This window comes from Actinomyces sp. oral taxon 170 str. F0386, from assembly GCF_000195595.1.
Classification (GTDB): Bacteria; Actinomycetota; Actinomycetes; order Actinomycetales; family Actinomycetaceae; genus Actinomyces.
Genome location: NZ_GL882573.1, coordinates 61,970 through 87,215 on the forward strand (window position 1 = coordinate 61,970; position 25,246 = coordinate 87,215).

Here is a 25,246-nt window from a genome sequence, read left to right on the forward strand (position 1 = left end):
TACGGAATTTCTGTTGGGCACCGCGAAGAATGCCCGGCTCGACGTTGGTTCAGGTCTCGGTGATGCGCAGGCTCCGGCGCATCACGCGCGGCAGACCGCGTCCGTAGAGGGTGCCCTCCTTCGCCTTGACGGCGGCGACGAGCACAAAGCTGAGCGAGATGAGCAGCGCCCAGCTGCCGAACTTGCCGGCATGCACCAGGTGCCAGCCGTCGGCCTGGTCGGGGTAGCGCCAGGCACTCAGCGCCGTGGCCAGGTTCTCCGCCAGCCAGAGGAATCCCCCGATGAGGATGAAGGCCACCGTCGTCGGCATCCAGTAGCGGTCCCCGCCGACAGTGAAGTGGACGGCGCTTCCCCACAGGGCGATGAGGAAACCGGCGGTGATGCCCCAGCGCAGGTCGATGATGACGTGGTGGGTGAAGAAGTTGAGGTAGGCGGCCACGGCCAACAGGCTCACCGGCCACCACCGAAAGCCGCCCACGTGCAGGTCGAGGCGTCGGAAGGCCTGGCAGATGTAGGAGCCGACGGAGGCGTACATGAACCCGGAGAAGACCGGCACCCCGCCGATGCGCACCACCCCGGCGTCCGGATAGGCCCAGGAGCCGGTGTGGACCTTGAATACCTCCAGCGCCAGCCCGATGAGGTGGAAGGCGCAGATGACGCCGAGCTCGCGCCAGGTCTCCTGCTTCAGGGCGACGAAGGCGATCTGAACAACGACGACGTAGATCAGGAGGGCGTCGTAGCGGGCGATCGGAGGATCCGCATGGTTCCAGATCAGGGCGCTGACCGCGAGCCCGGCGAAGATGGCGATGGCGAAGGCGCAGCAGGCCAGTTCCAGGAGGGCGAACTGGACCAGGCGGCGGGGGAGTAGTCGCCACCGACTCCGCGGAAGGCGCGCGGTTTCAGGCACGGCCGAAGTATGCCGTACCGTGACGTCGCCCTGGCGGACGAGAGCCCTGTGGCCCCGAGGTCCGCCGCGCCAGGGCCGGCATCATCTCCCGTCAGGTCAACCTCTGACCAGTCCCCATCACCGCCGGATCGAGCGCAGTGCTCGCTTGATGATCCGTTCGGTAGCTGGGCTGGGTGACTCCTCCTGCCAGCGCTCGCAGAGCTCAATGGCCCAGGCGGGCTGTGTCTTGGAGGCGTCGTGAATCCAGTTCGCCACTGAGTCCTGCACATAGCGGGAGGAGTCGGCGCGCAGTGGCTCGAGTAGTGGAAGCCCCCGCTCGGGCTCCTTCTTGAGCGCGGGGATGTGCCGTGCCCACACGCCGCGTGGACGTAGCGCCTCGCTGGCGAAGCGCCGAATGCGCTCCGAGGGTTCCGAGGTCCATTGTCGCAGCGCACGGATCGCCTCGTCGAGCTGGGGCACCAAGTGCGGACGCACTGCCATCCATGACCACTCGCGCACTCCGAAGTGCGGGTCATCCGCGGCTGGTCGCACCAGGGTCAACAGCGTGTCGACGTCGGCGTCCTTCTCCTGGGAGACCAGGGCGAAGACCGCCCAGCCCCGAACGGTGTCGGCCGGGTGGTCGGCAAGATCCAGGCAGGCGGAGTGCCCAAGGTGTGTATACAGCGCTTCGCCCATGGTCTGCATACGGGCCAGGATGCCGAGCGAGTCGGCGTGCTTGGCCGCTTCAAGCAGATCCTCTGGTGCGTCCGGCACTACCTGCGTCAGAAGTGTGGAATGGGTGATGGCCAGGATCTCTGCCAGTGTTCGGGACTCGTCCCGTCCCGAGTTCAGGCCGACTTGACGTTCTGCGGCGATATCTGCGGTGGGGCTCATGCGTCACTTCACCACGAGCCGGGCCACGCGCTTGAGGTGCTTCTTGTGCTGGCCTCTACTGGCCTTGCCCACCTTGCCGAAGTTGACCCAGGTCCGCCCACTCATGCCCACCTGCTTGAGGGCGGCGCCCAGGAACACCGAGCTCACGTAGTTGCCGGAGAACCGGCGCAGGAACCAGGTCGGAGAGGTCGAGGTGGTGAGCACCAGGACCCGCTTGATGTGGCCGAGGTGCCCCTTCACCCCGGAGGCCGTGGGGTGGTAGGCCCAGTTCTGCTTCATGACCTTGTCCACGAAGCCCTTGACGATGGCGGGCAGCTCGCTCCACCAGATCGGGGCGATGACAATGATGCGCGAGGCCCCCTCGATGAGCTTCTGGTAGTGGCTCACCAGCGGGTCCAGTGTGCCGCCCTCCGTGTACAGGGCCAGTTCCTCGGCGGGCATGCGCGGGTCGAAACCGTCGGCGTAGAGATCGACGACGTCGTAGGGCCTGCCCGCCTTGTCCAGTGCGGAGGTGGCGGCCTCCAGCACGGCGTGGTTGAAGGATCCGTCGTAGGGGTGGGCGTAGATGATGAGGGTGCGGTCGCCCGTCTTCTTGAGGGGGTTCTTGGCGGTCATCAGCTGTCTCCAATCGTGACGATGGCGCGCAGGGCTGCGCGGATGAAGGTGGCGTCGGCGTCAGTGGCGCCGACGGCGATGAGCTGGGTGTAGCCCTGCAGGCAGGACCACACCAGGAGGTGAAGCGGTTCCGGGTCGGTTCCCCGCTGCGTGGCCAGGCGCTCCACCTCACCGTAGGTCAGCGCCAGCAGCGGGTGCTCGTCGAGGCGGTCGAAGGCCGCGACGGCGGCGGGGCTGACCTGGTTGAACTCGAAGAGCCTGGGGTGCTCGGCGGCCAGGTCCACCAGGAGGGTCCCGATACCGACGAGCGACTCGATCGGATCGTCCTGGATGAGGGCGTCCGCGCGCTGGCCCAGCGAGGCGGACAGCTGGTGCGCCGCGGCCTCGAAGAGGCTGGTCTTGGACGGGAAGTGCTTGTAGCAGGCGGGTGTGGTCACCCCGCAGGCGTGGGCCACACCGCCCAGCGTCACCGCGTGCCAACCGTCGGAGTCAATGAGGTCCAGGGTGGTGTCGATGAGCCGCTGACGGGTGTCCGTGCTGCGCCGGTCGATCTTCACACTAGGTAGGTTAACACAGTTCACCTATCTGTCAAGGGTGGGGCGGGGTGCCGGGGTCTCGCGCCCCATGGTCGTCACTGTCAACCGTGAGGGACCACTATGTGGTCGAACCGAGGTCTGCGACTCCGCCCGCGAAAGGTGTGGATGCTGCCGTTGTTAACGTTGCCAAAGGCGGCAGTGCAACGACGTCGGACGGCCGGCAAGAATGGCGCTGACCAGCGCGAATATCGGTACGGGTGAACCTCGGGGGCCAGGACCTTGACACCTCCGCCGCAGAGGCCTTGAATCATCTCAAGTCCATCACAGCACGACGAACGCCTCAGCAGCGCCGGGCCGGGACGCCCCCGGCCCGTCCGGCATGAAAGGAGCACTGATGACGCGTACCCCCTGCGGCTCCGCATTGCGGTCGACACCGATGCGCGTCACGCTGCCGTGCTCCGTCCGGTCGTCCAACCGGCGCCATCGATGCCAGTCGACTGCTACCCGATGACCATTCGCTGACGTCTCGAACCGCCAGCTGGTCGGAGGGGCTTGGGGAGCATCAGGTCTCCGAACCCGTCCCCGAGGGGCCCGCTCCGGCTCGTCGTCGAGCCTCGTCAGCCGGGTTCCTGCTCAATGTAGTTCCCAGTGATGCCCGTTGCCTCCTGGCAATGTGAGGCTGCAACTCAACTCATCCGATCTTTGTTGCTGTCAGATCCATGATGCCTATGGACCTCGAACCCGGTTCCTGGCACTCTGGTGGGACGGCAGCGTCGCCGCCGGGCCCGCCCGCCATGCGGTGAGTGAAGCGAAAGGCCTGTTGTCATGACCTCTGACCCCACGAACCGACCTCACACTGACACCGCCGCACCCTCGACCGTTTCCCACAAGCAGGACTCTCGGACCCGTGGTGCGGACGTTACCCCCGCGCCCGTCGCCAGCCCGGTCAGCACTGGGCCGCCCGAGCGTCCGCCGGTCCACCCGCAGCACCCGAGCTCGGGAACCTGGCACCCCGTGAGCACGGCAGGTGCGCCCTTGAGCGTGCGCGAGGTGGATGTTGCCGCCTCCACCGCCCCCGCCGCCCACACCTCCGCCCAGGCCAGCGCCCGCTCCTCTGTCCGTTCCCCCTCGGAGACCGCCGCAGCCGGCGTCGTTCTGCGGGATCTCGCCGACGAGTACGCCCTGCTCCTGTGCGCCCACGACCCTGAGGCGGCCGCTCGCGCCGGCCTTCCCGGCAGGGCCATCCTGCCCGACTACTCGCCCGCGGGCCTGGCCGAGCGTCTCAGCGCCGAGCGCTCCCTGCGTCACCGCGTGGCCGCTGTCGACCGCTCCACCGGCTCCGATGAGCTCCTGCGCCGCCACCTCCTGGAGCGCCTGGAGACCTCCATCCAGTTCATTTCCGCCGGGGAGGAGGGCGGGAACCTCGGTTTCCTCTCCTCTCCCTTCCAGCGGATCGCCCGCCAGCTGCGCCGGCCCCCTGAGGCCCCCGACCGCGCCGGTTCTGATGAGGCCGATCTCGCCGAGGCCGAGGCCAAGTGGGAGGACGCCTGGAATCTGCATCGCACCCGCCTGGAGGCTCTGCCCACTGCCCTGGAGGGGCTGGCCGCCTCCCTGGCCGCCTCCGCCGAGGCCGGCGCCATCGCGCCGCTCAGCCAAGTCGACGTCGTCGCCGGGCAGGCGCGCGATCTCGCCCGCTGCCGCACCCGGCCCCTGCCCGAGGACCTGCCGGCCACCCTGCACGTCCAGCTGCAGGAGGCCGACATCGCGGCCCGCCGAGCCGCTCTGGACTTCGCCTCGCACCTGCGCACCACCTTCTCACCACGTGCGCCGCAGGCCGAGGGGGTCGGCCCCCGGCGCCACGCCCTGTGGATGCGCCGCATCCTCGGCACCCGCGTGGATCCCGAGGAGACCTACGCCTGGGCCTCCGAGGAGCTGATCCGGGTCATCGCCGAGCAGGACGCCATTGCCGTCGACATCCTCGGCTCCGGCGCCGACGCCTACCGCCTCAACCGGCACCTGCGCGCCGACCCGACCCACGCCCTGCTTCCACGGGACTACACGACCTGGGCTCAGGAGGTCGCTGACGAGGCCTGGGACGCCGTCGTCGGCCGTGTCCTCGATCCGCCTGACGGTCTGGGGCGCCCCCGGGTGAGCCTGGGCGAGCCCGGCGCAGGAGCCGTCCACTACGAGGAGCCGCGCGGAACCGGCGGGGAGCGCCGTCCCGGCATGGTCCTGCGGTCCTTGGCCGATGGCGAGCAGCTCGTGTGGCCGTGGATGGAGCGGACCGCGGTCCTGCACGAGTCGGTCCCTGGGCACCACGTCCATGCGGGTGCCCACGCCACCAGCACCCGGCTGACCGCCTGGCAGCGCTACCTGGGCTCTGTGCCCGGCTGCGACGAGGGCTGGGGCCTGTACGCCGAGTCCCTTGCCGACGAGCTCGGGCTCATGCCCACGCCAGAGGACCGCTTCGGCCGTCTGGCGGCACGCCGCTGGCGCCTTGCCCGGGTGCTTGTGGACCTGGGTGTCCACTCCCGCCTGCCCGTGCCCGACGACGTCGCGGCCCTCCCGGGAGCCGGCCGCGAGTGGAACCGGGCCACCGTGACCGCCGTGCTGCGCCATCACACCGTGATCTCTGAGGGGCGCCTGCGCTTCGAGGTCTCCCGGCACCTGGGGTGGCCGGCCCAGCCGCTGGCCTATGCGGTCGGCGAGCGGGTCTGGCAGGCCGGTCGGCACAGCGCCCAGGAGCGGGCTCGCGTCGAGGGCGGTGAGCTGGACCTGCGGGCCTTCCACAACTGGGGCATCGACCTGGGCAGCGTGGGGCTCGATCTGCTCGCAAACGCCTTACATTGACCTGTACGGAGCGTTCAGGGGCGGCGCGGTGGGGTCTGGCCGTTCATCGGCCGGACCCTGGGCTTCCTCAGGGAGCAGCGGCCTGCTGGAAGGTGTCCGCTCGAGGCTCCCGGAGGTAGGTCTCCCTGATGTGAGAGGGCTCGCCGCCTGCGCAAACGCTGCCGGTTGAGATGCGATGTGAGGCAGTTGGCCCGTGGCGGGGTCAGAGCGTGCCGGGGCGGCAGGGGTGTCGCCCCGGCACACGGAAGGACGCGTGATGCGTCGGCGGAACCCGGCGCCGTTGACGGGCTCCATGCGCTCCACTGTGCCATGAAGAGTGGTGTGACATGCCGAAACGGGAAACTTTAGCGCTTCGTTGAGGAAATGTGATGCTTTGCAGCAAGAATTGTCGGTTTCTCCGGGGACCGATGTCCCATGGTGGAGGTTTGACACAGAATCACTGAGGAAGGTCTGAGTGGGAGGGCTGCGCTCCGACCGCCGTCGACCACTCCTCGGCGTGTCGCAGCGGTGGACGAGAGTACCTCCGGAGCGCCGTCAGTGAGAAGCCGCTTCGATGTGACCCCCAGGATTCCGCACTAAACCGTGCAAAATTGGTGAACTTGACGGGCATCACAAAAAAGGTGTGCGACAACGGTGCGCTCGGGGCTCGGCCGGAGGGTGAGAGTCTGGATACCCTGGTGGCGTGAGTCCCACCAAGCGCCCCGACCAGCGCGTTGCCGTGGTCATCCCCGCCAAGGACGAGGCCGAGCGCATCGCCACCACTGTTCGGGCCTGCCGCTCCATCCCGCGGGTGGATCTCGTCATCGTCGTCGACGACGGCTCGACCGACGGGACCCAGGACCACGCCCGCGCCGCGGGCGCCGTCACGGTGCGCCACTCCGTCTCACGTGGGAAGGCCTCCGCCATGGAGACCGGGGCCTCCGTCGTCGCGATGCGTGACTACTCCGACGGGCCCGCCCGGCTCCTGATGTTCATCGATGCAGACCTGGGGGACTCGGCCGCCTCCTGCGCCGAGCTGGTGCCCCCGGTCGTCGACGGCGTCGCCGACATGTCCATCGCGGTCCCGCCCAAGCAGGCCGGGGCCGGTGGACGCGGCCGGGTGGTGCGCGCCGGCAGGAGGGCGATCTCGCTGGCCACCGGGTGGTTGCCGGTGGCGCCGCTGTCCGGCCAGCGATGTCTGAGCCGTGAGGCCTATGAGAAGGCCGTGCCCCTGGCCGACGGCTGGGGAGTCGAGGTGGGCCTGACGATCGACGTCCTCGTGGCCGGGCTCGCCGTCATCGAGGTTCCCTGCGACATCACCCACCGTGTCACCGGCAACGACCGGGTCGGCACGATGCACCGAGCGTCCCAGTACAAGGACGTCCTACGGGCCGTCACCCGGCGCAAGCTGCGCCGTCACCGGGTGCGGCGGGGAGTCTTCGAGAAGGCGGCCGCTGAGCAGGACCACTTCTTCGCCTACCGCGCCGTGCCGTTGCCGCCCAAGGCCGACGACGATGTCGAGTCCGACGAGAAGCCGCGCGATGATGCCGATGCCCCGGAGGCTGCGGTGTCGTCGGAGACGGCCGACGACTGACGCACCGGGCCCGTCTCTCGGGTGGGATGTAGGCGTGAGGCCTGGTCGAGGCGTCGTCGCCCTCGGCTCGGTGCTACACGCCGGCGTCGTGTGAGGCGTCAGTGGGTCTCAGGGCCGTGTCGGTCTCGATCTGTGCCGGTGCCAGGAGGAGTGCCATAAGGGCGGGGGCGGCCGCCGCCAGGATGAAACCCGCCATTGTGACGCCGGAGTCGTTGACCAGGACCGACATGAGCGTCAGTACCCCCAGCGACCGCAACGCCACCGTCACCCATCGCACGGAGGGGGCGACCCAGGCGTACGGGCTGGTGCCGGCGTGCCAGTCCCGCACCTGGCGGCGCAGCCACCACAGGGCTGCGGCGAGGAGCGCCAGGGCGCAGGCCAGACCGGCCGTGGCCATCGGCTTGGCGATGAAGGGGCCGACCAGCGCATACGCCTTGCGCCCCAGCACACCGAGGGCTGAACCGTCCGCCACCTGACGGGCGAAGCGACCCAGGTGCGTGGGGCCGCCCGGCCGCAGCAGGTCGACGACGGCGAACCCGCCGACGACCAGGAGCGTGGCCCCCCCGATGGCCAGCCATCGCCGCCAGCTCAGGCGCATGCCCGCCAGGCCCGCACCGAGGAAGGCCAGCGTCGGCACCAGGGTCAGGGCGCCACCCACGTCCGCGCCCAGCTGGGGGGCGCCGTCGACGACCAGCGCCGCGCCGCCCAGCAGGCAGGTGGCGACCAGTGCGGTTCGGCGGCCACGGCCCAGGTGCTCCCAGGTCCCGGCGATGACGACAACGAGCGCGCCGGCCACCAGCGCGAAGGCCGTGTTGGAGACCCCGTAGAAGCGACCCGCCACCACCGCGTTCATGCCCAGGGGGTTGTTGAAGGCCAGGTGTGCGCCGGTGGCGGCGTCCACCAGCCAGGCCAGGGGGATCGTCGCCGTCACCAGCAGTGACGTGAGTCCGACGGGGCTGGGTGATGGGCGCAGGGGGAGGGGTGGCGCGCTGGCCTCAGAGGCTGAGGATGAGATGACGGGGCGGAGGTGGCGGCGTCGGCGTACCAGCGTCGTGGTGCCGGCGGCCAGGCCCGTGACACAGGCCGCGATGACCGTGGCCCCGGTGAGGGCGGCGGCCTGCGACCATGCCGAGGGAGCGCCCTCCCGGGCTCCCGCGCGCCACCACGGGACGGCGTTGACCAGCAGCAGTGCCGTCGGCAGCGCGCTCAGGAAGGTGGCTGCCCCGGCAGCCCGACGGCGACGTGCCGGACGCCGATCCGCTCTCGGGTCGCGCAGGGCAACGGCCGCCCAGACCAGGAGCGCCACGGCCGACCCCATGAGCAGGGCGCCGGCCGGGATGACGGTGCGCTGTGAGGCGCGGGCGTGCAGGGCGTCGTCGGCGAGCCGGGCGATGCGGGAGTCGTCAGGTGCGGCGGTGTTGGGCGGGACGCTTGTGCCGCCGCCGGTGGGCAGGCCCAGGGACTGGCCGTCGAAGGCCGGGTCGCTGCGGCCGGTCAGGGCGGTGGTGAGGGTCGGGGTGAGGTCGGTCAGCTGGGCCAGACCGGGGCGGTGCGTCGAGGTTCCGATGACGAGCCCGTCGGAGGTGCCACGGGTGCTCGTCGTACCTGCCGGGAGGACCGCCATCTGAGGGCCGGGGTCCTCGTCGTCGGCCAGGGAGGCGACGATGATGCGGGTGCCGGGGGGCGCCTGTTCCTGGGCCGTGCGCAAGGCGTCGTCGAGGGCGTTGATCCGCTCGGCGTCGGTGGAGACGTCCCGAGCGGTATCGACGACGGTGAGGTCGGCACCGTCGGCCAGGGCCTCGGGCAGAGAGGGCGCCAAGGAGACGGACGTGCTGGGCGAGCTCCCAGGTGCTCCGGTTGCGAGCTGTGCCCTGGGGCCGACGGCCTGGACTGAGATGTCACCCCCGAGCGCCCGTATCAGGGGAGTGTCGCCGGGGATGGCGGCGGTGGTGCCGGTGCAGGAATCGGTCGGTTCGACGGCGCTCGCGCGGGCGCCCCGGCCCAGGGTGAGCCAGCCGTCGGCCGGGCAGGTGCGGTCCGCCGGGGTGCGCACGGAAAGGCTCATTGGCTCGCCCCCCGAGGTGAAGGACAGTAGGTGGGTGGCGGCCGAGCCGACGTCGCGGGAACCGAGGTCCTCGCCGGCGGTCGTGTGGGAGGCTTTCTGCAGGTCCGCCCAGGTGAGATTGCTCGTCCCCAGGACGACGACCGGCGCCGGCCGCGAGGACGAGGCGGCTTCAGGTGCCGGCCCCGTCGGAGCCGCGGCGGCGAGCGTCGAACCCACCATTGCCAGGATCATGCCGATGACGACGAGCAGCACGAGGACGTACACGACCGCGCGCACCAGGCGTTGTTGGCGTCGTCGAGGTCTCATCCGACCAGCCTACGGGGCCTCGTAGCCCGAAAAGTGTCCACAGGGGACGACTTTGACGTCGTCTCCGGTGGTCGACGCGCAGGCAAATTGCCCTGACCAGCACAAACGCGGACGGCTCTTCCCGTAGCCGGTTTCAAAGTCGTCCCAGGCGGACAAAATGGGCGCGATGTCCCGGCCGGCATCGGCTCACAGGTACGGGCGGGCCACGGCGATCGCCTCGCCGCCATAACCCCCACCGAAGAGGAAGGCGTGAATCATGATGATGTGCCATGAGTGGAGGCCCACTCGCTCGCGCCATCCCGCCGCCAGCGGCGAGACCTCGTCATAGGCCGCGTAGATGCGGTCCAGGTAGCGCTGCCCGAACACGCCCAGGGCCGCCAGGTCGGTCTCGGCGTGCGCACCCTGCGCCATGGGGTCAATGAGCACGCCGACCACCGTGGGTCTGCCTGCCGAGTCACCCGTGAGAGCCTCCACGGAGGATGACGTCTGCGGCCCGAGTCCGGCCCGCGGCGGCGCCCACTGGGCGGCCTCGTCGGCCGGGGTCCACAGGACGTTGCCGCACCACAGGTCCCCGTGCGTGCGGGCCACCGCGAGCCGCTCACCGCGCTCGCGGGCGCCGGCGCGCACCAGGGCAGGCTGGTCGGTGTCGAAGTCGCCGTCGCGCAGACGCTCGCACAGTCGCTCGATGACGTGAGCCCCACCAGCACTGATCGAGCCGTTGTCCCGACTGGGCGGCAGATAGGGCAGGATCCGGTCCTCGGCGTAGAACTCGCCCCAGCGGCGCGGCTCGCCCTCCTCGGCCGCGTGCGGTCGCAGCCGGATATCCGAGCGGCCCATCTGCGCCCGGCCGTCCCATCCGGGAGGCGCGGCCCCGAAGGCCGGGGCACCCGCCGCGTGGGTGACGGCCAGGGCTCGGCCGAAGGCCTCCGCCCCGGCCGGCGTCACGTTGGTCGCCGTCAGTCGCGGCTCCTCCAGCCAGCCCGGGCCGCTGGTCACCGGCACCACGTGCGCCCCGCCGTCGGCCATCGCCTCGGCGAGCCAGGTCAGGCCCTGGGCCTCCAGGGCGGTGGAGACCGGGCCGTCGTCGTGCTTGCGGAAAACGCTCATGGCCCCAGCCTGCCAGGCCCGCCGCCGCGGCGGGAGGGCTGCGGAGGCTCTGTGCCGGGCCGAGGCCGCCGTCGCGTCCCACGTCGTCCCGCGGAGCAGTCCACCTCCGGCCGACCGGCCTGGACCTGGCTACCCTGTGCCCATGACTGCTCCCGCCCCGCTCTGGTCCTTCCTCGGGCCGGCCGGCACCTTCACCGAGATGGCGCTGCGCCAGGTCGCTCCCGTCAACGTCGAGCTCGACCCCTGCCCGGACGTTCCCACGGCCCTGGACCGCCTGCGCGAGCGCGCGGTGGAGGCGGCGGTCGTGCCCATCGAGAACTCCGTCGAGGGCGGGGTCAACGCCACGCTGGACAACCTCGTGGCCTCCACGCCCCTGGTCATCGCCGCCGAGGTGGCCGTGCCGATCGCCTTCGTCCTGGCCGGCCGCCCCGGCACCCGCCTGGAGGACGTGCACGCCATCTCCACCCACCCGCACGCCTGGGCCCAGTGCCGCGGCTGGGTCCACCAGAACCTCCCCGAGGCCGTGTACGTGGCCGGAACCTCCACCTCGGCGCCCGCCCGCGCGCTGGCCACCGCCGACGGGGACACCGGGTTCCAGGCCGTCCTGTGCAACCCGCTGGCCGCCCAGGAGTACGGGCTGGAGGTCATCGCCGGGGGCGTGGCGGACAACCCCGACGCCGTCACCCGCTTCGTCAAGGTGACCCGGCCCGGCCACGTGGGTGAGCCCACCGGCGCCGACAAGACCACCCTGCTCGTCCAGCTCCCGCACGACCGCTCCGGTGCGCTGCTGGACATGCTCGAGCAGTTCAGCGCCCGCGGCGTCAACCTCTCGCGCATCGAGTCCCGGCCGGTGGGCGACTCCCTGGGGCGCTACCGCTTCTCCATCGACGTCGAGGGGCATGTGCGTGAGGAACGGGTTCAGGCGGCCCTCATCGGGCTGCACCGCACCTGCCCGGTGGTGCGGTTCCTGGGCTCCTACCCGCGGCTGGACGCACGCCCGACGGCGGTGCTGGCCGGCACCAGCGACAAGGACTTCGTCGTGGCCCGCTCCTGGGTCGCGGACGTCCTCGACGGCCGCGCGCTGTAGCCGTGCTCGCATCGCCGGCAGGGACAGGAGCTTCGTCCCCGTACGTGCGAGATGTCCCCGGCCGCAGGGTTCGCCGGTGGACAGGCGCCCGGGGCGTGCGCAAGGCTCGGGTCCGTGACCACCGCTGATACCAGTCCTGAGACAACCGCCGTACCCCCTGCACCGGCCTCGCTCCCCCGATCCCGCGGCTCCGGCCCCTACCGCGTGATCATGGTGTGCACCGGCAACATCTGCCGCTCCGCCATGGCCGAGATCGTCTTGGGCGACCGCCTCGCCGCCGCCGGTATCCCTGGCTCCGGACCGGGCGGTGTGGTCGTCACCTCCGCCGGCGTCTCCGATGAGGAGCGCGGCAACCCCATCGACTCCCGGGCCCGCCGCGTCCTGGCCGAGGCCGGCTACGGCACCGGCGCCGACGACGTCTCACGCGCCACAGGCATCGCCATCACCTCCCACACCGCCCACCGCATCACCGACGCCGAGATTGCCGAGGCCGACCTCCTCCTGGCCATGACCGACTCCCACTGGAACGTCCTCCAGCACCGCGCCACCACCCTGGAGGTCGAGCCCTCCCGCATCCGCATGTACCGTGAGCTCGACCCCGCCGCCTCCCAGCAGGTCGAGGCCGTCACCACCGGCCAGGCCTTCCGCGGCGTCCTCAACGTCCCCGACCCCTGGTACGGCACCATGGCCGACTTCGTCGACACCCTCGAGGTCGTCGAGCGCGTTAGTGATGAGCTCGCTGACGAGCTCGCCGCGCTCCTCGGCTGAGCTCAGTGCAGGCGGTTGTCCAGCCAGCGCATGACGGCCTGGAGGTACTCGGCGCGCGCCAGCGGCCCGGACAGGGCCAGGTCGTGGACGCCGTCGGGGATCTGGCGGACGGTGACGTCATCGCCCAGGTACTGCGAGCGGTCGATGATCTGTTCCACGTCGAGAACCACGTCGGAGCGCTGGGCCTCCTCCAGGCTCGCCCTCACGCCGCCGTTGACCGTCGAGCAGCACACGAGGATCGGCACCCGGATGCCCAGCCCGTGGTGGACCTCTCGCTGCAGACGCCGGATCCCCGCCAGGAACCCGGCCCGCACCGGGAAGGACGGTGCCGGCTTGAGTGCCAGGTCCCAGTCCCACTCCCCACGCCAGCGCCGGTGCAGGGCCGCCACGTAGTTGTCCTCCTTGCCGCTGCCGGGCTCGCCGATGACTCGCTCGGGGTCCCGCCGCGAGAGGAGGTCCACGAAGGCCGACCCGTAGGAGCGCACCAGTGTCGAGCCGCGCAGGTCCAGCCACGGGGAGTTGAGCACGACCGCGTCCACGGTCCCGGGATGGTCGGCCGCCCAGATGACCGCCTGCAGCCCGCCGGTCGAGTGCCCGTTGAGGACGACGACGTCGTGCCCGTGCTCGGAGCGGATGAGGCGCAGCGCCTCGGAGATCTCCTCGTCGTGGACACGCAGGTCGCGCACGTCGTGCGGGGAGGCGTGCCCGATGCCGGCGCGCCCGCAGGCCCGCAGGTCCAGTGCGTAGAACTCGAAGCCGGCGTCGAGGTAGGCCTGCGCCAGGTGGGTCTGGAAGAAGTAGTCGCTGCGGCCGTGAAGGTAGAGGACCGCGCGTGAGTGACGCGGCCGACTGGCACGACCGGCAGCCTCGCGCTGGAAGACGAGCACGGCGTGGTCGGCGCCGGGCGCCTTCGTGGGCGACTCGGTCACCGGGATGCGGCGGGCCATCCACGGCTCGCCGAGGATGTCGGGGGTGATCGCACTGCGAGAGTCGCCGGCCGTGCTGGGAGTCGGCCTCGGGACGGCAGGAGCATCCGGCCCAGTTGCGTCGTCCGAGTCGACGACGGCCGGAGTCGGGGGAGGGGGCACGGGTCCGAGTCCGGCAGGCGCCGGCGGAGGCGGCACCGGTCCGGACGGCACTGCCGCAGCGCCTTCCGCGGTGGGCCCGGCCGGGGGCGGCTCGGTGGTCGGCTTCGGCTTGGGGGCGGTCGGCTCTGCGGTCGCGCTCATGGGCAGATCCAAGCACGACGCACTGAGTGGTGCGAGCAACGTCGCCGATATGGCACCTGGGAATACCCCGAGTGTCGCCGAAACGTCGGTGGCGGCCGGTCCGGGGTGCGGCTCCACCCCGCTCTGGCGTGCCGAGAGCAGGGAGGGGGTACGGGAATGGTCCAGGAACCGCTGGGGAGAGGAGCGCCGGAGGCGATGTCCGGACTGCGCAGGCCGTCGCCGGTGGGCGCAGGCGTGACCTAGGTCCCTTGGGGTCCGCCTCGCTTGCATCGCCGAGGAGACGCTGCGTAAGTTATTCATGGCCATCCAGAGCAACCGAGAGACCTGGCTCGACGACATTGCAGCAACCCCCTTCATGGTGCGGGTGCTTCCGCCAGGAACGATGGAGGAGTACGTGACGACATCAGATCAGTCGGCCGCCGGTTCTGACCGGCGCGAGGGGGATAACCCGTCCGGCCCGCAGAGCGTCGACTACCAGGAGGGCGTGAGCGCCGCCCCTCGGGGCACCGATTCGCGGGGCTCCAAGGCGGACTCCGCCGTCGAACCCATGATCTCCCTGCGCGACGTCCACAAGGTCTACCGCCTGCGCAGTGGCAAGGAGGTGCGGGCGCTGGACGGCCTCAGCCTCGACGTCGCCCCCGGCTCCATCCACGGCATCGTTGGCACCTCCGGGGCCGGTAAGTCCACGCTCGTGCGTTGCCTGACCTCCCTGGAGCGCCCCACCGGCGGTCACGTGAGCGTCGACGGCCAGGACATGACGGCCCTGTCCGCCGGGCAGCTGCGCGAGGCCCGGCGCCGCATCGGCATGGTCTTCCAGCACGCCAATCTCCTCGACCAGCGCACCACAGCGCAGAATGTCGCCTACCCGCTGGCGCTCGCGGGCGTGCCGCGCGAGAAGCGCTTCCCGATCGTGCAGCGCATGCTTGACCTCGTCGGCCTGGCCGACCGCGGCGCCTCCTACCCCTCCCAGCTCTCCGGCGGTCAGAAGCAGCGCGTCGGCATCGCTCGCGCGCTCGCTGACGATCCGGCCGTCCTCCTGTGCGACGAGCCCACCTCCGCCCTGGACCCGGAGACGACCCGCTCCATCCTCGACCTCATTAAGAGCGTCCGCGACACCCTGGGGCTGACCGTCATCATCATCACCCACGAGATGAGCGTGGTGCGCCAGGTCTGCGACTCCGTCAGCCTGCTCGAGGCCGGCAGGATCGTCGAGAGCGGCCGCCTGGAGGACATCGTGCTCGACGTCGACTCCCGCCTCTCGCGCGAGATCGTGCCCTTCCCGAAGGTGCCCGAAGCCGCCGTCGCTCACGGGGAGAGCGTCATCGACGTCTCCATCACCGCCCACCCGGGCCAGCCGGCCGCCGTCGCCCTCATGTCCATGGTGGCCGAGCTCGGTGGAGACATCGCCTCCGGCGTCTTCGAGACGATCGGGGAGGCTCAGATCGGGCGCCTGGCCGTCACCGTCCCCGGGCCCGACACCGAACAGGCCGTGAGCACCCTGCGCCAGGCCGGTATTGCTGCGGAGGTCCGCTCATGAACCCGATTCTCCTTCCGCTGACCCACGCCGCCGCCCTGTCGAGCAGCCGTACCTGGTTCGACAACCCGGCCATCCAGAACAAGCTCGGTTACGCCCTCGTTGAGACCCTGGCGATGACCTTCGTCTCCGGGGCCATCACAGTCATCCTCGGGCTTCTGCTGGGGCTCGCCCTGGTCTCCACGGGCAAGCGCGGACAGTTCCGCAACCCCGCCCTGTACTGGGTGCTCTCCCAGATCGTCAACATCGGGCGCTCCATGCCCTTCATCATCCTCATGGTTGCCCTCATCCCGATCACGCGGATGCTCGTGGGCACCTCCCTGGGGTGGCAGGCTGCCTGTGTGCCGCTGACGATCGGTGCGATCCCCTTCTACGCGCGCCTCGTGGAGACGGCCATCAACGACGTCGACCACGGCAAGGTCGAGGCCGCCCTCATGATGGGGGCCTCTGGTCGGCAGATCACCTGGGGCGTTCTCGTGCGCGAGGCCCTGCCGATCCTCATCCAGTCGGCCACCGTCACCATCATCACCCTTCTGGGCTACTCCGCCATGGCCGGCGCGGTCGGCGGTGGCGGCGTGGGCGACCTCGCCATCCAGTACGGGTACCAGCGCAACCAGGTGGACGTCATGGTCATCACCGTGGTGGTCATCGTCATCATCGTCGGCATCATCCAGCTCATCGGCGACATGCTCAGCCGGCTGGTGAACCACCGCTGAGGCGATCGCCAGCCGGGTGAGCGCGCTGAGCCGTCCAGAGCCGGTCGGCTGCGTCGTCGGCCCCAGCACCGTCAAGACCTTCCTCTCCCCGACACTGGGGCCGCCCGGCCCCGCGAAAGGAACCACCATGTCCTCCTCCATCTCCCGGCGCACCGTCATCGCCGGTGGCCTGGCCACTGCCGCAGCCCTCACCCTGGCCGCCTGCGGCTCCAAGTCCGGCAAGGGCGGTGACGTCCAGGGCATCAAGGTCGACGGCAGCACCGCCACGATCACCATCGGCGCCACCCCCAAGCCGCACGTCGAGATCCTCCAGTGGGTTCAGGACAACCTCACCAAGGGCTCCGGCATCAAGCTGGACATCAAGGAGATCAACGACTACCAGACCCCCAACTCCTCGCTTGAGGATGGCTCGCTGGCCGCCAACTTCTACCAGACCCCCAACTTCCTGGCCCAGCAGAACAAGGAGAAGGGCTACGACTTCGTCTCCATCGCCGACGTCCACATCGAGCCCATGGGCATCTACACCTCCAAGGGTTACAAGGACGTCAAGGAGATCCAGGACGGCGGCACGATCGTCCTCAACAACGACCCGGCCAACACGGCCCGCGGCCTCAAGCTCCTGGCCGAGGCCGGGCTCATCGAGCTGGACAAGTCCGCCGAGCTGCCCAGCGACACCGACGTGACCTCCAACCCCAAGAACCTCAAGTTCACCACGGTCGACGGCGCCCAGGTCTACAAGTCGATGCCGGACGCCGAGGCCGCGGTCATCAACGGCAACTACGCCATCGACGCCGGGCTCAACCCCAAGAACGACTCCCTCGTCCTGGAGAAGGGTGGCAAGGGCTCCGAGTACCCCAACCAGCTCGTCGTGCGCAAGGACGACAAGGACAACGAGCACCTCAAGAAGCTCGCCAAGCTCCTCAACGACGAGAAGCTGCGTGAGTACATCACGACGACCTGGCCCGACGGGGCCGTCGTCCCGGCGTTCTGAGACGGACCCAGTCGGGGCCGGTTGCGGTTGGTCGAAGGGCCGGCCGCGACCGGCCCTTCTCTCCTCGTGGCCGGGGACATCTCACGCGTACGGGACAGAAATCCCGTCCCCGTACGCATGGAATGCCCCCGGCTGGAGCGGATCGCACCCGGCGCATCGGTTCACGCGGCGATGGCGGCGCCCAGGAGGATGAGGCGCAGCGCCCGCTCGGCGGCGTCGGTGACGAGCTCGTCGGCCTGGGAGACGGCCTCGGGCAGGTCCATGGGGACCGGGATGATGCCCATGATGGCGTCGATCCCGGCGGCGTGGACGGCCTGAGACCCTTGGCCGATCGAGCCGGCCAGCGCGATGACCGGTTTGCCTGCCAGCTTGGCCCTGCGTCCCACCTCGGCGGGGATCTTGCCGCGCGGCGTCTGGAAGTCGACGGCGCCCTCAGCAGTGATGACCAGGTCGGCTCGGGCGATCTGGGCGTCGAGGTCCACGCCGCACAGGTCGGCGTCCATGAGGACGTCGAAGCGCGAGCACAGCCTGGCCCCCAACCCCGCGGCGAGTCCGGCCCCCAAGCCGCCCGAGGCGCCGGTTCCCGGGCCGGTGAGCAGGTCGCGGTGGGCCACCTGGGTGGGGAAGGCCTCGGTGAGGAGCCCGGCCCAGTGGACCAGGCCTGCCTCGAGCGCCTCCACCTGCTCCGGACTCGCCCCCTTCTGCGGCCCGAACACACGGGCCACACCGCGCTCACCGGTGAGGAGGTTGTGCAAGTTGCCGGCCACGAGGACCTCGACGCCGCGCAGCCGGTGATCCATGCCGGAGGTCTCGATCCGCTGGACCCGGGCCAGGTTCGAGCCGATCGGGTCGACCTCGTGGCCGTCGGCGTCCAGGAGCCGGGCGCCCAGGGCGACGAGCGCGCCGGCCCCGCCGTCGCAGGTCCCCGAGTCGCCGCAGCCGATGATGACGCGTCGGGCCCCGCCGTCGAGCGCCACGGAGATGAGCTCGCCGACGCCGGTCGTCGTCGTGGCGCCGGGGTCGCGCATGCCGGCGGGCACCAGGCGCAGACCGGCGGCCGCGGCCATCTCCACCAGCCAGGTCCCCTGGGCCGGGCCGCCCAGCCGGGCCAAGTAGGAGTCGACCGGATCGCCGACGGGACCGGTGACGCGGGTGGTGACGAGGTCGCCGCCGGTGGCCCGGGCCATCGTGGCCGCCGAGCCCTCACCTCCGTCGACCAGGGGCAGTTCGACGACGACGGCGCCGGGCAGAAGGCGGCGTACTCCGGCGGCCACGGCCTGACACACCTCTTCCGGGGACAGGCTCTCCTTGAAGCCGGAGGGGGCGACGAGAATTCGGGTGGGAACGGATGTGGGCATGGTTTTCCTCCAAAATTGCAGTGTTCAAGGGGTTCTCAGGGAGTGGGCCGGACGTCGAGGCGCAGCGGAGTGCGGGCCCGGCTTGGGCCAGACCTCACCAGTTCAGGCCCAGCAGTGGCCACAGCCAGGCGCTGCAGGCCATGACCAGGACCACCATGAGGGGGCCAAGGAGCAGAGACAGGCGGCGCAGGTCGTCGGGGGAGAAGGTCTCCATGCCGTCGATGTCGGAGAACATGGCCACGGGCTTGGCCGAGGACGGCAGTGTGTGGCAGAAGCCGGCGGCGGCGGTCGAGGCGAAGGCTGCGGCGGCCGGGCTGACGCCCACTGCCGGGGCCAGGGCCACGACGATCGGGATGAGGACGGCCGAGCGGGCCGAGCGCGACTGGATGACCAGGTGCGACGCCGTCGAGAGCACCACGACGACCAGCATGAAGGGCCAGGGCGAGTCGATCCTCACGGCGTTGAAGGCAGAGGTCGCCACCCACTTCGCGGCGCCGGTGGACACCAGCGCGTCCCCCATGGCGAGAGTGGCCGCCATGAAGACCAGCAGTGACCATGGCGCCTTGGCCAGCGCCTTGCGCAGAGCTACCGAGCCGTAGCCCGGCAGCGAGGTCACCAGGACCCCCAGGAGGGCCACGATGGCCGGGTCGATCCCGTGCAGGGCCTCGGTGCACCACAGCACCACCACCGTACCGATGAGCAGGGCGGCCCGGTTCTCGGCCTGGGTCAGGGGACCGGTGACCGGGGTCGGGGAGGCCGCCGCGAGGTCGGCGATGTCGACGCGCACGCGACGGCGCATGTCCTCCTTACGGGTGAACAGCCACACGATGAGCTCGGTGGACACGTGGCTGGACAGGGCTGCCAGGGGCAGGCCCAGCAGCAGCCAGCCGGCGAAGGAGAACTCCTTCCCACCGGCCGAGGCCACGATGTGGGAGGTCACCAGGTGGGCGCCCGCCCCCAGGAAGGAGCCGATCGCCGACAGCAGGATGACAGTGGGGAAGACGATCGACAGGGCGTGGATGAGCCGCTTGCGGGAGGCTGCCAGGGCGTCGTCGTCGCCCGACCCGGTGCGCAGTGCGCCGGCCAGGGCCGTGTAGACCGGCAGCAGCAGGGCGGCGCGGCCCGAGGTGGAGGGAGCTGCGAAGACCGTGGCGACGATCGCGGCCGTCACCAGGTGGAGCAGGACGCGCGGGTGGTCCGTGCCGGTCACCAACCAGGCGGCCAGGCGGCCGGTCAGGCCCGAGGCGCTCACCCCGACAGCGATGACGAAGGCCGCCACCAGCAGCCAGATCGTATCGTCCCCGAGGCTGGCGAACATCTCGTCCGGGCTCAGGGCGCCGGTGAGGACCAGGGCGGTGGCGGCGCCCAGGGAGATGTAGGTGTCGTCGACGTCGGTGAAGGCCCAGGCCCATACCGAGACGATGAAGATGATCAGGGTGAGCGCGCCGGTGACCGACAGGCTCCCCTCGGTGCCGCCCGCGCGCCAGGCGGCCACGCCCACGGCCGCGCACAGGCATGCGGCGAGAGCGGCGGAGACGATGCGCCGCCACGGCAGACGCCGGGCCGGTGCGGGCTCGCCACGCCTCGCCAGGGAGAGCGGCAGGGTCTCGCGCACGGTGGGTGTGTCGGTCTCGAAGGAGGCGACGTAGCCAGTCGTGGTGGTCATGAGCCGGCCTCCTCTCCCGAATGTACGCGGTCGTCGTGGGCAACCGCCGGCTCACCGTCGGCCACCTGAGGCGCCGTGTCCGCCGAGGTGCGTGAGGAGCTGGCGGTGGCCGGGGAGGTGACGACGGCGGGATCGGGGTCCGAGGAGAGGTTCCAGGAGCTGTCGGCCGGGATGCGCAGGCCGACGGTGGCGCCCTGGCCTGAGGCGGAGACGGCGAAGACAGTGCCGTCGTGGGCATCGGCGATGGCCCGCACGATGGCCAGGCCCAGCCCGCTCCCGCGCGGCTTGCCGTCGGCCTCGCCGTGCGTGAAGCGCTCGAAGAGCCAATCGACGTCGTCGTCGGCCAGTCCGGGGCCCTCGTCGGTCACGGAGATCTCCAGCCCGCTGCGACCGTAGCCGTCGGTGCCGGGGGCGATGGTGAGAGTGAGGGGGCCGTCGCCATGCTGCAACCCGTTGCGGGCGAGATGGGCGGTGGCCTGACGCACGCGCTCGACGTCGAGTGTGGCCGTGCCGCGGGCCCTGAGGTCGAACCTCCAGCGGCCCGGGGCCGCGGCCTCGACGTCGTCGAGCAGGGTGCGGGCCAGCTCGGTGACCTCGACGTCGGGGGCGGGATGGGCGAAGTCGCGCCGCTCGGCCTGGGCGAGGGACTGGAGGTCGTCGAGAACCCGCTGCAGCTCGGAGATCTGGGTGCGCTGCTGGAGGATACTACGGGTCTCCGGCTGCCCCACCAGGTGCTCGTCCATGCGGGTCAGGGGTTCGGAGATCTCCTGGTGGGCGCGCAGGACGAACTGGGTCTGGCCGTCGAAGGCCTCCTGGAGGCGGTCCAGCATGCCGTTGAACTCCTCGGTCAGGCCGGCGATGTCGTCGCGACCCTTGACGGGCAGGCGGCGGTTGAGGTCCTGGGTGGAGACGGAGGCGGCCGCGGTGCGCAGGTCGCGCAGGGGCCGCAGGATCTGGCGGGCCACGAGCAGCCCGACGACACCGGTGAGGACCAGGACTGCCGCGCTGATGCCGACCATGTGCCAGATCGTGGCGTTGAGCTGGTCCACTCGCGAGGCGGTGAAGCTCATGGTGATGACGGACAGGTGCTGGGAGGGGTCGTCGGGCTCGAGCTCGACCTTGGCCCAGCGAACCTCTCCGCTGCCGTAGCCGGTGGCGCCCGAAGGCGACTGCAGCATCTTTACGAACAGGGGGTCCGTGCTGGTCGGGTTCAGGGCTGGGGCGGAGGCGCCAGAGGCCTGGGTGGCCTGGCCGGTGGCGTGGTTGTAGACGATGACGGCCTCCCGGTCGGTGAGCTGCTGGCCGTCCCGGTAGACCTCCATGAGACGGGTGGTGGAGGTGAAGGGCTGGGAGGTCCGCGGGTCGATGCCGGTGGAGGCGAAGTTCTGCAGCTCCTTGACCTCGTGGGCGACATCGGCGTTGGCGGAGCGCGAGATGTCTGCCATGAGGGTGGAGCGCACGGAGACGATCATGCTGGTCAGCCCCAGGGCGACGACGAACAGCATCCAGGCGACGATGCGCAGCCGGGCGGGCACCGAGGGGCCGGAGGCTGGGTCGGCGGCCAGTGGGGGAGGGGAAGAGGGGATGGAGGTCATCGGTATCAGCTCCCTTGGCCGGCGGAGGTCAGGTAGACCGGGCTGGGCTGCGCGGGCGGGCCGGGGACGACGGCCATGAACTCGGCGGCCAGCGCCAGCGCCACCGGGACGAGCATGAGCAGAGCCAGGGCGAGGATGCGACGTGAGGTGTTCATGTCGTCCACTGTCACGAGGCAGTCCTAGAGAGACCATAAGTGAGCATGAGAGTTCTCTTATGTTGAATAGACTAATGAAACAGCAATATTTGTAGGTCTTTGATAATGTTTGAGGGTGCTGTTCCTGGTCGGGGACGTACTTGTCCCGCGAGGACTGCGTCTTCCCGCAGATCACTGGGGTCTGACTGTCGTCGTGTGCGGGAAAGGTACGTCCTCGATGTATGCGGCCGACCGCGCATAATGCCCCGCCGCGTTGTCATGGGCCTGGTGCTGTCATCATCTGTGGACAGTTCGCGGTCTGCGGGCGCTGGGAGCGAGGCGACCGCCTAGGTTGAACCTCAGGCGCCCCGGTGGCGTCCAGTGGTGCCAACGGATTCACGGGCGAGAGGACGGCGCAGATCCATGGTGGTTCGGGGTAGGGACGGTGTCGACAGGACGGGTGTTACTGCCGGCGTGGGCGCTGTTGGGCCGGCTGTCGAGGCGCGAGATCTGCGCAAGTCCTTCCCGACCCCCGGCGGGGAGCCGATCGAGATCCTGCACGGCATCTCCTGCGCGATGATGCCGGGGCGGATGACGGCGCTGGTCGGACCCAGCGGCTCGGGCAAGTCGACGGCGCTGCTGTGCCTGGCCGGACTGGAGCCGGCGACGTCGGGCCGCGTCTCGCTCATGGGACGCGACCTCGGCGGGCTCCCGGCAGCGCGGGTGGCCGAGCTCTACCGCGATCGGGTGGGCTTCGTCTTCCAGGCCTACAACCTTGTGCCCTATCTGACGGTGCGGGAGAACATCACGATCTCCGACACCCTGGCCGGACGGCGCCCCGATTCGGCGAGGGTGCGGGAAGTCCTGGCCGGGCTGGGACTGGAGTCGCGAGCCGACGCGGTCGCGACCACGCTCTCGGGCGGCGAGCAGCAGCGTGTCGCCCTGGGCCGGGTCCTCTACCGTCGCCCACCGGTCGTCTTCGCCGACGAGCCCACCGGGGCCCTGGACACCTGCTCGGCCGCCTTCGTCCTGGCCGAGCTGCGGCGCCTGGCCGACGACGGGGCCGCCGTCATCCTCGTGACGCACGACCTGGGGGCCGCGGCCCTGGCGGAGACCGTGCTCATCATGCGCGATGGCCTCATCGTCGACCGCCGCCGCGGTGCCACCCCCGACGAGCTGCTGGCCGCCGTCAACCAGACGGGAGCTGCGGCATGACCCGCTACACGCTGCGCGCCCTGGCCGCCCAGTGGCGGGCCTGGTCGGGGACGGTGGCGGTGCTGGCCCTCGCCGCGGGACTCGTCAACGTCTGCCTGGTGCACCGCATGACCGTCACCCGGCCCGACGTCGTCGCCGCGGCGCGGGCGGCGGACGTGGACCCGGCCGAGCTCACGGTTCCGGGGGTCTCGGTCGCCTTCTACACGGCGATGGTGACGGTTCCGGTGGTGGCCGTCGTCGGGCAGTCCTGCGTGCAGGCACTGCGCACGAGCTGGGCCCTGTGGCGGCTCGCCGGCGCCCTGCCCCGGCAGGTGGTCGCCGCCGTCCTCGCCACCGTGGCGGTGCTGGGACTGGTGGCCTGTGTGCCCGGGATCCTGCTGGGGATGGTGGCGGCCCAGCCCTTCGCCTCGGTGCTCACCCGTCTGGCGGCCGTGCGTATGGGGCGGATCGAGGTCGCCCAGACGCCGACGACACTGCTGCTCACCGTGGTGGTCGTGGTTGCCGTCGCGGTCCTGGGGGCCGTGGGCCCGGCGCGCGCCGCGGTGAGGACGCCTGCTGTGGAGGCGGTTCGTGACGGGGCCTCGGGTGGGCGGCGCCGCATGGGCGTGGGGCGACGGATCATGGCCGGACTGTGGGCGCTCGTGTGCACGGGGCAGCTGCTCGTCGCCTTTCTGGCCCCACCCGGAAGGAAGGTCGATGGATGGCCGACCGGCGGGGGCCAGGCGACCCTGGCCTCCCTCCTGCTCGCGGTCCTCGTGGTGCTGCTCGCACCCGCGCTCATCCCGGGGCTGCTGAGGCTGTGGTCGGCGCCGCTGGCGCGGCTGGGTGGACTGTGGCTCATCGCGCGCCGTTCGGCGCTGTGGCGCAGCGCGTCGGCGGCGAATGCCATCGGCCTGCTGGCCCTGGCGATCTCCTTCACTGCGGCGCTCACGACCAGTCTCGCCACGGGGCGGGCGGTGGTGGAGGCGGCGCACCTGAGCGTGGCGATCAACCAGGTGGACTCGCTGGTGCTGGCGGCGATCCTCGGGGCGATGGCGCTGCTGGGGGCCGTGGCCGTCGTCGGCATGTCCTCCCGGTCCCGGCAGCGCGAGCTCGCGGTGCTGCGCTGCGCCGGGAGCACGGTGCGCGGCGTGTGCCGGCAGGTGGTCATCGAGGCGGGCCTGTACATGGGGACGGCGTTGCTGATCTCGTTCGTGCCGCTGGCGGTGACGACGACCGGGGAGTCCCTTTTCTACGCCAGGGCGGGGCTGCCGCTGGTGGTGCGCCCCGGCGTCGGGCCGGTACTGCTGGTGGCCCTCCTGTCCTTCCTGGCCCTGGTCGCGGTGCTGCTCGCTCCGATCCGGGGTGCTACCCGGACCCCGATCGGTACCGTCCTGGCGGCCGAGTGAGGATGTGATCGAGACGTGCCGCAGGCTGTCTGGGGTTCGAGGAGGATGGCAGAAGCGACAGCCCTCGCCTTGTGTCGACGCCTGCTGAGGCTTACACTCAATTCGTTCAAAACGATCAACTCGAAAACAGTGAACGAACAGCAGTGTTGGAGTGTGCCATGACCTTGACGATTGAGAGCAAGACCTACCTTCCTGAGGAGGATGTCGCCGGGCATCTTGCCGAGATAGTGACGGAACTGGAGGCATCCTCCGGTGCGACGCCCCGGCTGACCGTCAATGGTGAGACGATTGACCTCCCTCCCGCGGTGGCTGAGGCCCTTCTTCAGGTCGTGGATGCGATGCGTCGAGGATTGGCCGTGACGGTGGCGCCGCAGGATCAGCGTCTGACGACCCAGGAGGCGGCTGACATGCTGGGCATCTCGCGGCCGACGCTGGTCAGGATGTTGGAGGCCGGCGAGATCCCGTTTGAGAAGGTCAGACGGCATCGTCGCTTGTTCCTCACAGACGTGCTGGAGTTCCGTGAGCGTCAGCGTCGAGCGGCGAATGAGGCCCTGTCGGACATGGTGGCCGACGCTCAGGCGATAGGTGACTACGATGAGGACCCCACCGAGGCACACCAGGTCCTCAAGGATCTCCGCTCCCAGGACTGACCGATGGCGTTCTGAGCTTGCCGCGACTGTGCCTGACGGTCCGCGGACTGCGACCGGGGCTCAGATCTCGGGGGCGTAGGGTA

21 protein-coding genes are annotated in these 25,246 nt (G+C 70.5%); 10 read left to right on the plus strand and 11 right to left on the minus strand.

The window, feature by feature from the left end; translation table 11 throughout:
- Positions 1-49 precede the first annotated feature (49 nt).
- From HMPREF9056_RS11825 to HMPREF9056_RS11840, 4 genes are all read right to left on the minus strand, one after another.
- Entirely contained in the window at positions 50-907 is an 858-nt protein-coding gene (locus tag HMPREF9056_RS11825) for a DUF817 domain-containing protein (RefSeq protein ID WP_009746956.1), read from the minus strand.
- 117 nt (positions 908-1,024) lie between these two features.
- Complete coding sequence (locus tag HMPREF9056_RS11830) at positions 1,025-1,780, minus strand: DNA alkylation repair protein (protein WP_009746957.1); 756 nt, start codon at positions 1,778-1,780, stop codon at positions 1,025-1,027.
- 3 nt (positions 1,781-1,783) lie between these two features.
- A complete protein-coding gene (locus tag HMPREF9056_RS11835; RefSeq protein WP_009746958.1) occupies positions 1,784-2,395 on the minus strand; it encodes an NAD(P)H-dependent oxidoreductase in 612 nt (203 codons plus the stop codon).
- Entirely contained in the window at positions 2,395-2,952 is a 558-nt protein-coding gene (locus HMPREF9056_RS11840) for a TetR/AcrR family transcriptional regulator (RefSeq protein ID WP_009746959.1), read from the minus strand. Before HMPREF9056_RS11840 ends, HMPREF9056_RS11835 begins: the two co-directional genes overlap by 1 nt.
- Before the next feature lie 993 nt (positions 2,953-3,945).
- Here HMPREF9056_RS11840 and HMPREF9056_RS11845 point away from each other — a divergent pair.
- Together HMPREF9056_RS11845 and HMPREF9056_RS11850 are read left to right on the plus strand one after the other, a co-directional pair.
- Positions 3,946-5,781 carry a DUF885 domain-containing protein gene (locus HMPREF9056_RS11845; RefSeq protein WP_253270031.1) on the plus strand — a complete coding sequence of 612 codons (1,836 nt, stop codon included), beginning with the start codon at positions 3,946-3,948 and terminating at the stop codon, positions 5,779-5,781.
- A gap of 682 nt (positions 5,782-6,463) precedes the next feature.
- The gene (locus tag HMPREF9056_RS11850) at positions 6,464-7,354 is read left to right on the plus strand and encodes a glycosyltransferase (RefSeq protein WP_009746965.1); all 891 of its coding nucleotides are present in this window, start codon (positions 6,464-6,466) and stop codon (positions 7,352-7,354) included.
- A gap of 73 nt (positions 7,355-7,427) precedes the next feature.
- On the opposite strand, the gene HMPREF9056_RS11855 is transcribed toward HMPREF9056_RS11850, so the two are convergent.
- Both HMPREF9056_RS11855 and HMPREF9056_RS11860 read right to left on the minus strand, forming a co-directional pair.
- Positions 7,428-9,725 (minus strand): hypothetical protein, encoded by a 2,298-nt coding sequence (locus HMPREF9056_RS11855; protein WP_253270032.1) that lies wholly within the window; start codon positions 9,723-9,725, stop codon positions 7,428-7,430.
- Between the two features lie 186 nt (positions 9,726-9,911).
- Entirely contained in the window at positions 9,912-10,832 is a 921-nt protein-coding gene (locus HMPREF9056_RS11860) for a fructosamine kinase family protein (RefSeq protein WP_009746967.1), read from the minus strand.
- Between the two features lie 142 nt (positions 10,833-10,974).
- On the opposite strand from HMPREF9056_RS11860, the gene pheA reads away from it, so the two are divergent.
- Both pheA and HMPREF9056_RS11870 read left to right on the plus strand, forming a co-directional pair.
- Complete coding sequence (gene pheA / locus HMPREF9056_RS11865; RefSeq protein WP_009746968.1) at positions 10,975-11,919, plus strand: prephenate dehydratase; 945 nt, start codon at positions 10,975-10,977, stop codon at positions 11,917-11,919.
- Between the two features lie 210 nt (positions 11,920-12,129).
- Positions 12,130-12,687: a low molecular weight protein-tyrosine-phosphatase gene (locus HMPREF9056_RS11870; protein WP_034514571.1), complete on the plus strand. Its 558-nt coding sequence runs from the start codon at positions 12,130-12,132 to the stop codon at positions 12,685-12,687.
- Positions 12,688-12,689: 2 nt separating this feature from the next.
- Here HMPREF9056_RS11870 and HMPREF9056_RS11875 read toward each other — a convergent pair whose 3' ends face one another.
- Positions 12,690-13,634: an alpha/beta hydrolase gene (locus HMPREF9056_RS11875; RefSeq protein WP_009746970.1), complete on the minus strand. Its 945-nt coding sequence runs from the start codon at positions 13,632-13,634 to the stop codon at positions 12,690-12,692.
- 580 nt (positions 13,635-14,214) lie between these two features.
- Here HMPREF9056_RS11875 and HMPREF9056_RS11880 point away from each other — a divergent pair.
- The 3 genes from HMPREF9056_RS11880 (at position 14,215) to HMPREF9056_RS11890 (ending at position 17,157) form a co-directional block, all read left to right on the plus strand.
- Positions 14,215-15,453, plus strand: a complete 1,239-nt coding sequence (locus tag HMPREF9056_RS11880; RefSeq protein ID WP_009746971.1) for a methionine ABC transporter ATP-binding protein — start codon at positions 14,215-14,217, stop codon at positions 15,451-15,453.
- Entirely contained in the window at positions 15,450-16,166 is a 717-nt protein-coding gene (locus tag HMPREF9056_RS11885; protein WP_009746972.1) for a methionine ABC transporter permease, read from the plus strand. Before HMPREF9056_RS11880 ends, HMPREF9056_RS11885 begins: the two co-directional genes overlap by 4 nt.
- A 127-nt stretch (positions 16,167-16,293) precedes the next feature.
- Entirely contained in the window at positions 16,294-17,157 is an 864-nt protein-coding gene (locus tag HMPREF9056_RS11890) for a MetQ/NlpA family ABC transporter substrate-binding protein (protein WP_009746973.1), read from the plus strand.
- 161 nt (positions 17,158-17,318) lie between these two features.
- On the opposite strand, the gene HMPREF9056_RS11895 is transcribed toward HMPREF9056_RS11890, so the two are convergent.
- The 4 genes from HMPREF9056_RS11895 to HMPREF9056_RS14365 form a co-directional block, all read right to left on the minus strand.
- Positions 17,319-18,515 (minus strand): glycerate kinase, encoded by a 1,197-nt coding sequence (locus tag HMPREF9056_RS11895; RefSeq protein ID WP_009746974.1) that lies wholly within the window; start codon positions 18,513-18,515, stop codon positions 17,319-17,321.
- 94 nt (positions 18,516-18,609) lie between these two features.
- Positions 18,610-20,181, minus strand: a complete 1,572-nt coding sequence (locus HMPREF9056_RS11900; protein WP_009746975.1) for an SLC13 family permease — start codon at positions 20,179-20,181, stop codon at positions 18,610-18,612.
- Positions 20,178-21,776: a HAMP domain-containing sensor histidine kinase gene (locus HMPREF9056_RS11905; protein WP_009746976.1), complete on the minus strand. Its 1,599-nt coding sequence runs from the start codon at positions 21,774-21,776 to the stop codon at positions 20,178-20,180. Before HMPREF9056_RS11905 ends, HMPREF9056_RS11900 begins: the two co-directional genes overlap by 4 nt.
- A gap of 5 nt (positions 21,777-21,781) precedes the next feature.
- On the minus strand, positions 21,782-21,931 hold the full coding sequence (locus HMPREF9056_RS14365; protein ID WP_172635270.1) for a hypothetical protein: 150 nt from the start codon (positions 21,929-21,931) through the stop codon (positions 21,782-21,784).
- Between the two features lie 402 nt (positions 21,932-22,333).
- Here HMPREF9056_RS14365 and HMPREF9056_RS11910 point away from each other — a divergent pair, with 402 nt between their 5' ends.
- The 3 genes from HMPREF9056_RS11910 (at position 22,334) to HMPREF9056_RS11920 (ending at position 25,163) form a co-directional block, all read left to right on the plus strand.
- Positions 22,334-23,125: an ABC transporter ATP-binding protein gene (locus HMPREF9056_RS11910; protein WP_009746979.1), complete on the plus strand. Its 792-nt coding sequence runs from the start codon at positions 22,334-22,336 to the stop codon at positions 23,123-23,125.
- Positions 23,122-24,513, plus strand: a complete 1,392-nt coding sequence (locus HMPREF9056_RS11915) for an FtsX-like permease family protein (protein ID WP_009746980.1) — start codon at positions 23,122-23,124, stop codon at positions 24,511-24,513. Before HMPREF9056_RS11910 ends, HMPREF9056_RS11915 begins: the two co-directional genes overlap by 4 nt.
- 158 nt (positions 24,514-24,671) lie before the next feature.
- On the plus strand, positions 24,672-25,163 hold the full coding sequence (locus tag HMPREF9056_RS11920) for a helix-turn-helix domain-containing protein (protein WP_009746981.1): 492 nt from the start codon (positions 24,672-24,674) through the stop codon (positions 25,161-25,163).
- Positions 25,164-25,246 lie beyond the last annotated feature (83 nt).

Bases quoted from the DNA above. Each gene is read 5' to 3' on its own strand.
- HMPREF9056_RS11875 (WP_009746970.1), bottom strand. From the start codon at position 13,634: ATGGCCCGCCGCATCCCGGTGACCGAGTCGCCCACGAAGGCGCCCGGC.
- HMPREF9056_RS11870 (WP_034514571.1), top strand. From the start codon at position 12,130: ATGGTGTGCACCGGCAACATCTGCCGCTCCGCCATGGCCGAGATCGTC.
- HMPREF9056_RS11830 (WP_009746957.1), bottom strand. From the start codon at position 1,780: ATGAGCCCCACCGCAGATATCGCCGCAGAACGTCAAGTCGGCCTGAAC.
- HMPREF9056_RS11915 (WP_009746980.1), top strand. From the start codon at position 23,122: ATGACCCGCTACACGCTGCGCGCCCTGGCCGCCCAGTGGCGGGCCTGG.
- HMPREF9056_RS14365 (WP_172635270.1), bottom strand. From the start codon at position 21,931: ATGAACACCTCACGTCGCATCCTCGCCCTGGCTCTGCTCATGCTCGTC.
- HMPREF9056_RS11880 (WP_009746971.1), top strand. From the start codon at position 14,215: ATGGCCATCCAGAGCAACCGAGAGACCTGGCTCGACGACATTGCAGCA.
- HMPREF9056_RS11910 (WP_009746979.1), top strand. From the start codon at position 22,334: ATGGTGGTTCGGGGTAGGGACGGTGTCGACAGGACGGGTGTTACTGCC.
- HMPREF9056_RS11855 (WP_253270032.1), bottom strand. From the start codon at position 9,725: ATGAGACCTCGACGACGCCAACAACGCCTGGTGCGCGCGGTCGTGTAC.
- HMPREF9056_RS11895 (WP_009746974.1), bottom strand. From the start codon at position 18,515: ATGCCCACATCCGTTCCCACCCGAATTCTCGTCGCCCCCTCCGGCTTC.
- HMPREF9056_RS11860 (WP_009746967.1), bottom strand. From the start codon at position 10,832: ATGAGCGTTTTCCGCAAGCACGACGACGGCCCGGTCTCCACCGCCCTG.
- HMPREF9056_RS11835 (WP_009746958.1), bottom strand. From the start codon at position 2,395: ATGACCGCCAAGAACCCCCTCAAGAAGACGGGCGACCGCACCCTCATC.
- HMPREF9056_RS11920 (WP_009746981.1), top strand. From the start codon at position 24,672: ATGACCTTGACGATTGAGAGCAAGACCTACCTTCCTGAGGAGGATGTC.
- HMPREF9056_RS11885 (WP_009746972.1), top strand. From the start codon at position 15,450: ATGAACCCGATTCTCCTTCCGCTGACCCACGCCGCCGCCCTGTCGAGC.
- HMPREF9056_RS11900 (WP_009746975.1), bottom strand. From the start codon at position 20,181: ATGACCACCACGACTGGCTACGTCGCCTCCTTCGAGACCGACACACCC.
- pheA (WP_009746968.1), top strand. From the start codon at position 10,975: ATGACTGCTCCCGCCCCGCTCTGGTCCTTCCTCGGGCCGGCCGGCACC.
- HMPREF9056_RS11905 (WP_009746976.1), bottom strand. From the start codon at position 21,776: ATGACCTCCATCCCCTCTTCCCCTCCCCCACTGGCCGCCGACCCAGCC.
- HMPREF9056_RS11890 (WP_009746973.1), top strand. From the start codon at position 16,294: ATGTCCTCCTCCATCTCCCGGCGCACCGTCATCGCCGGTGGCCTGGCC.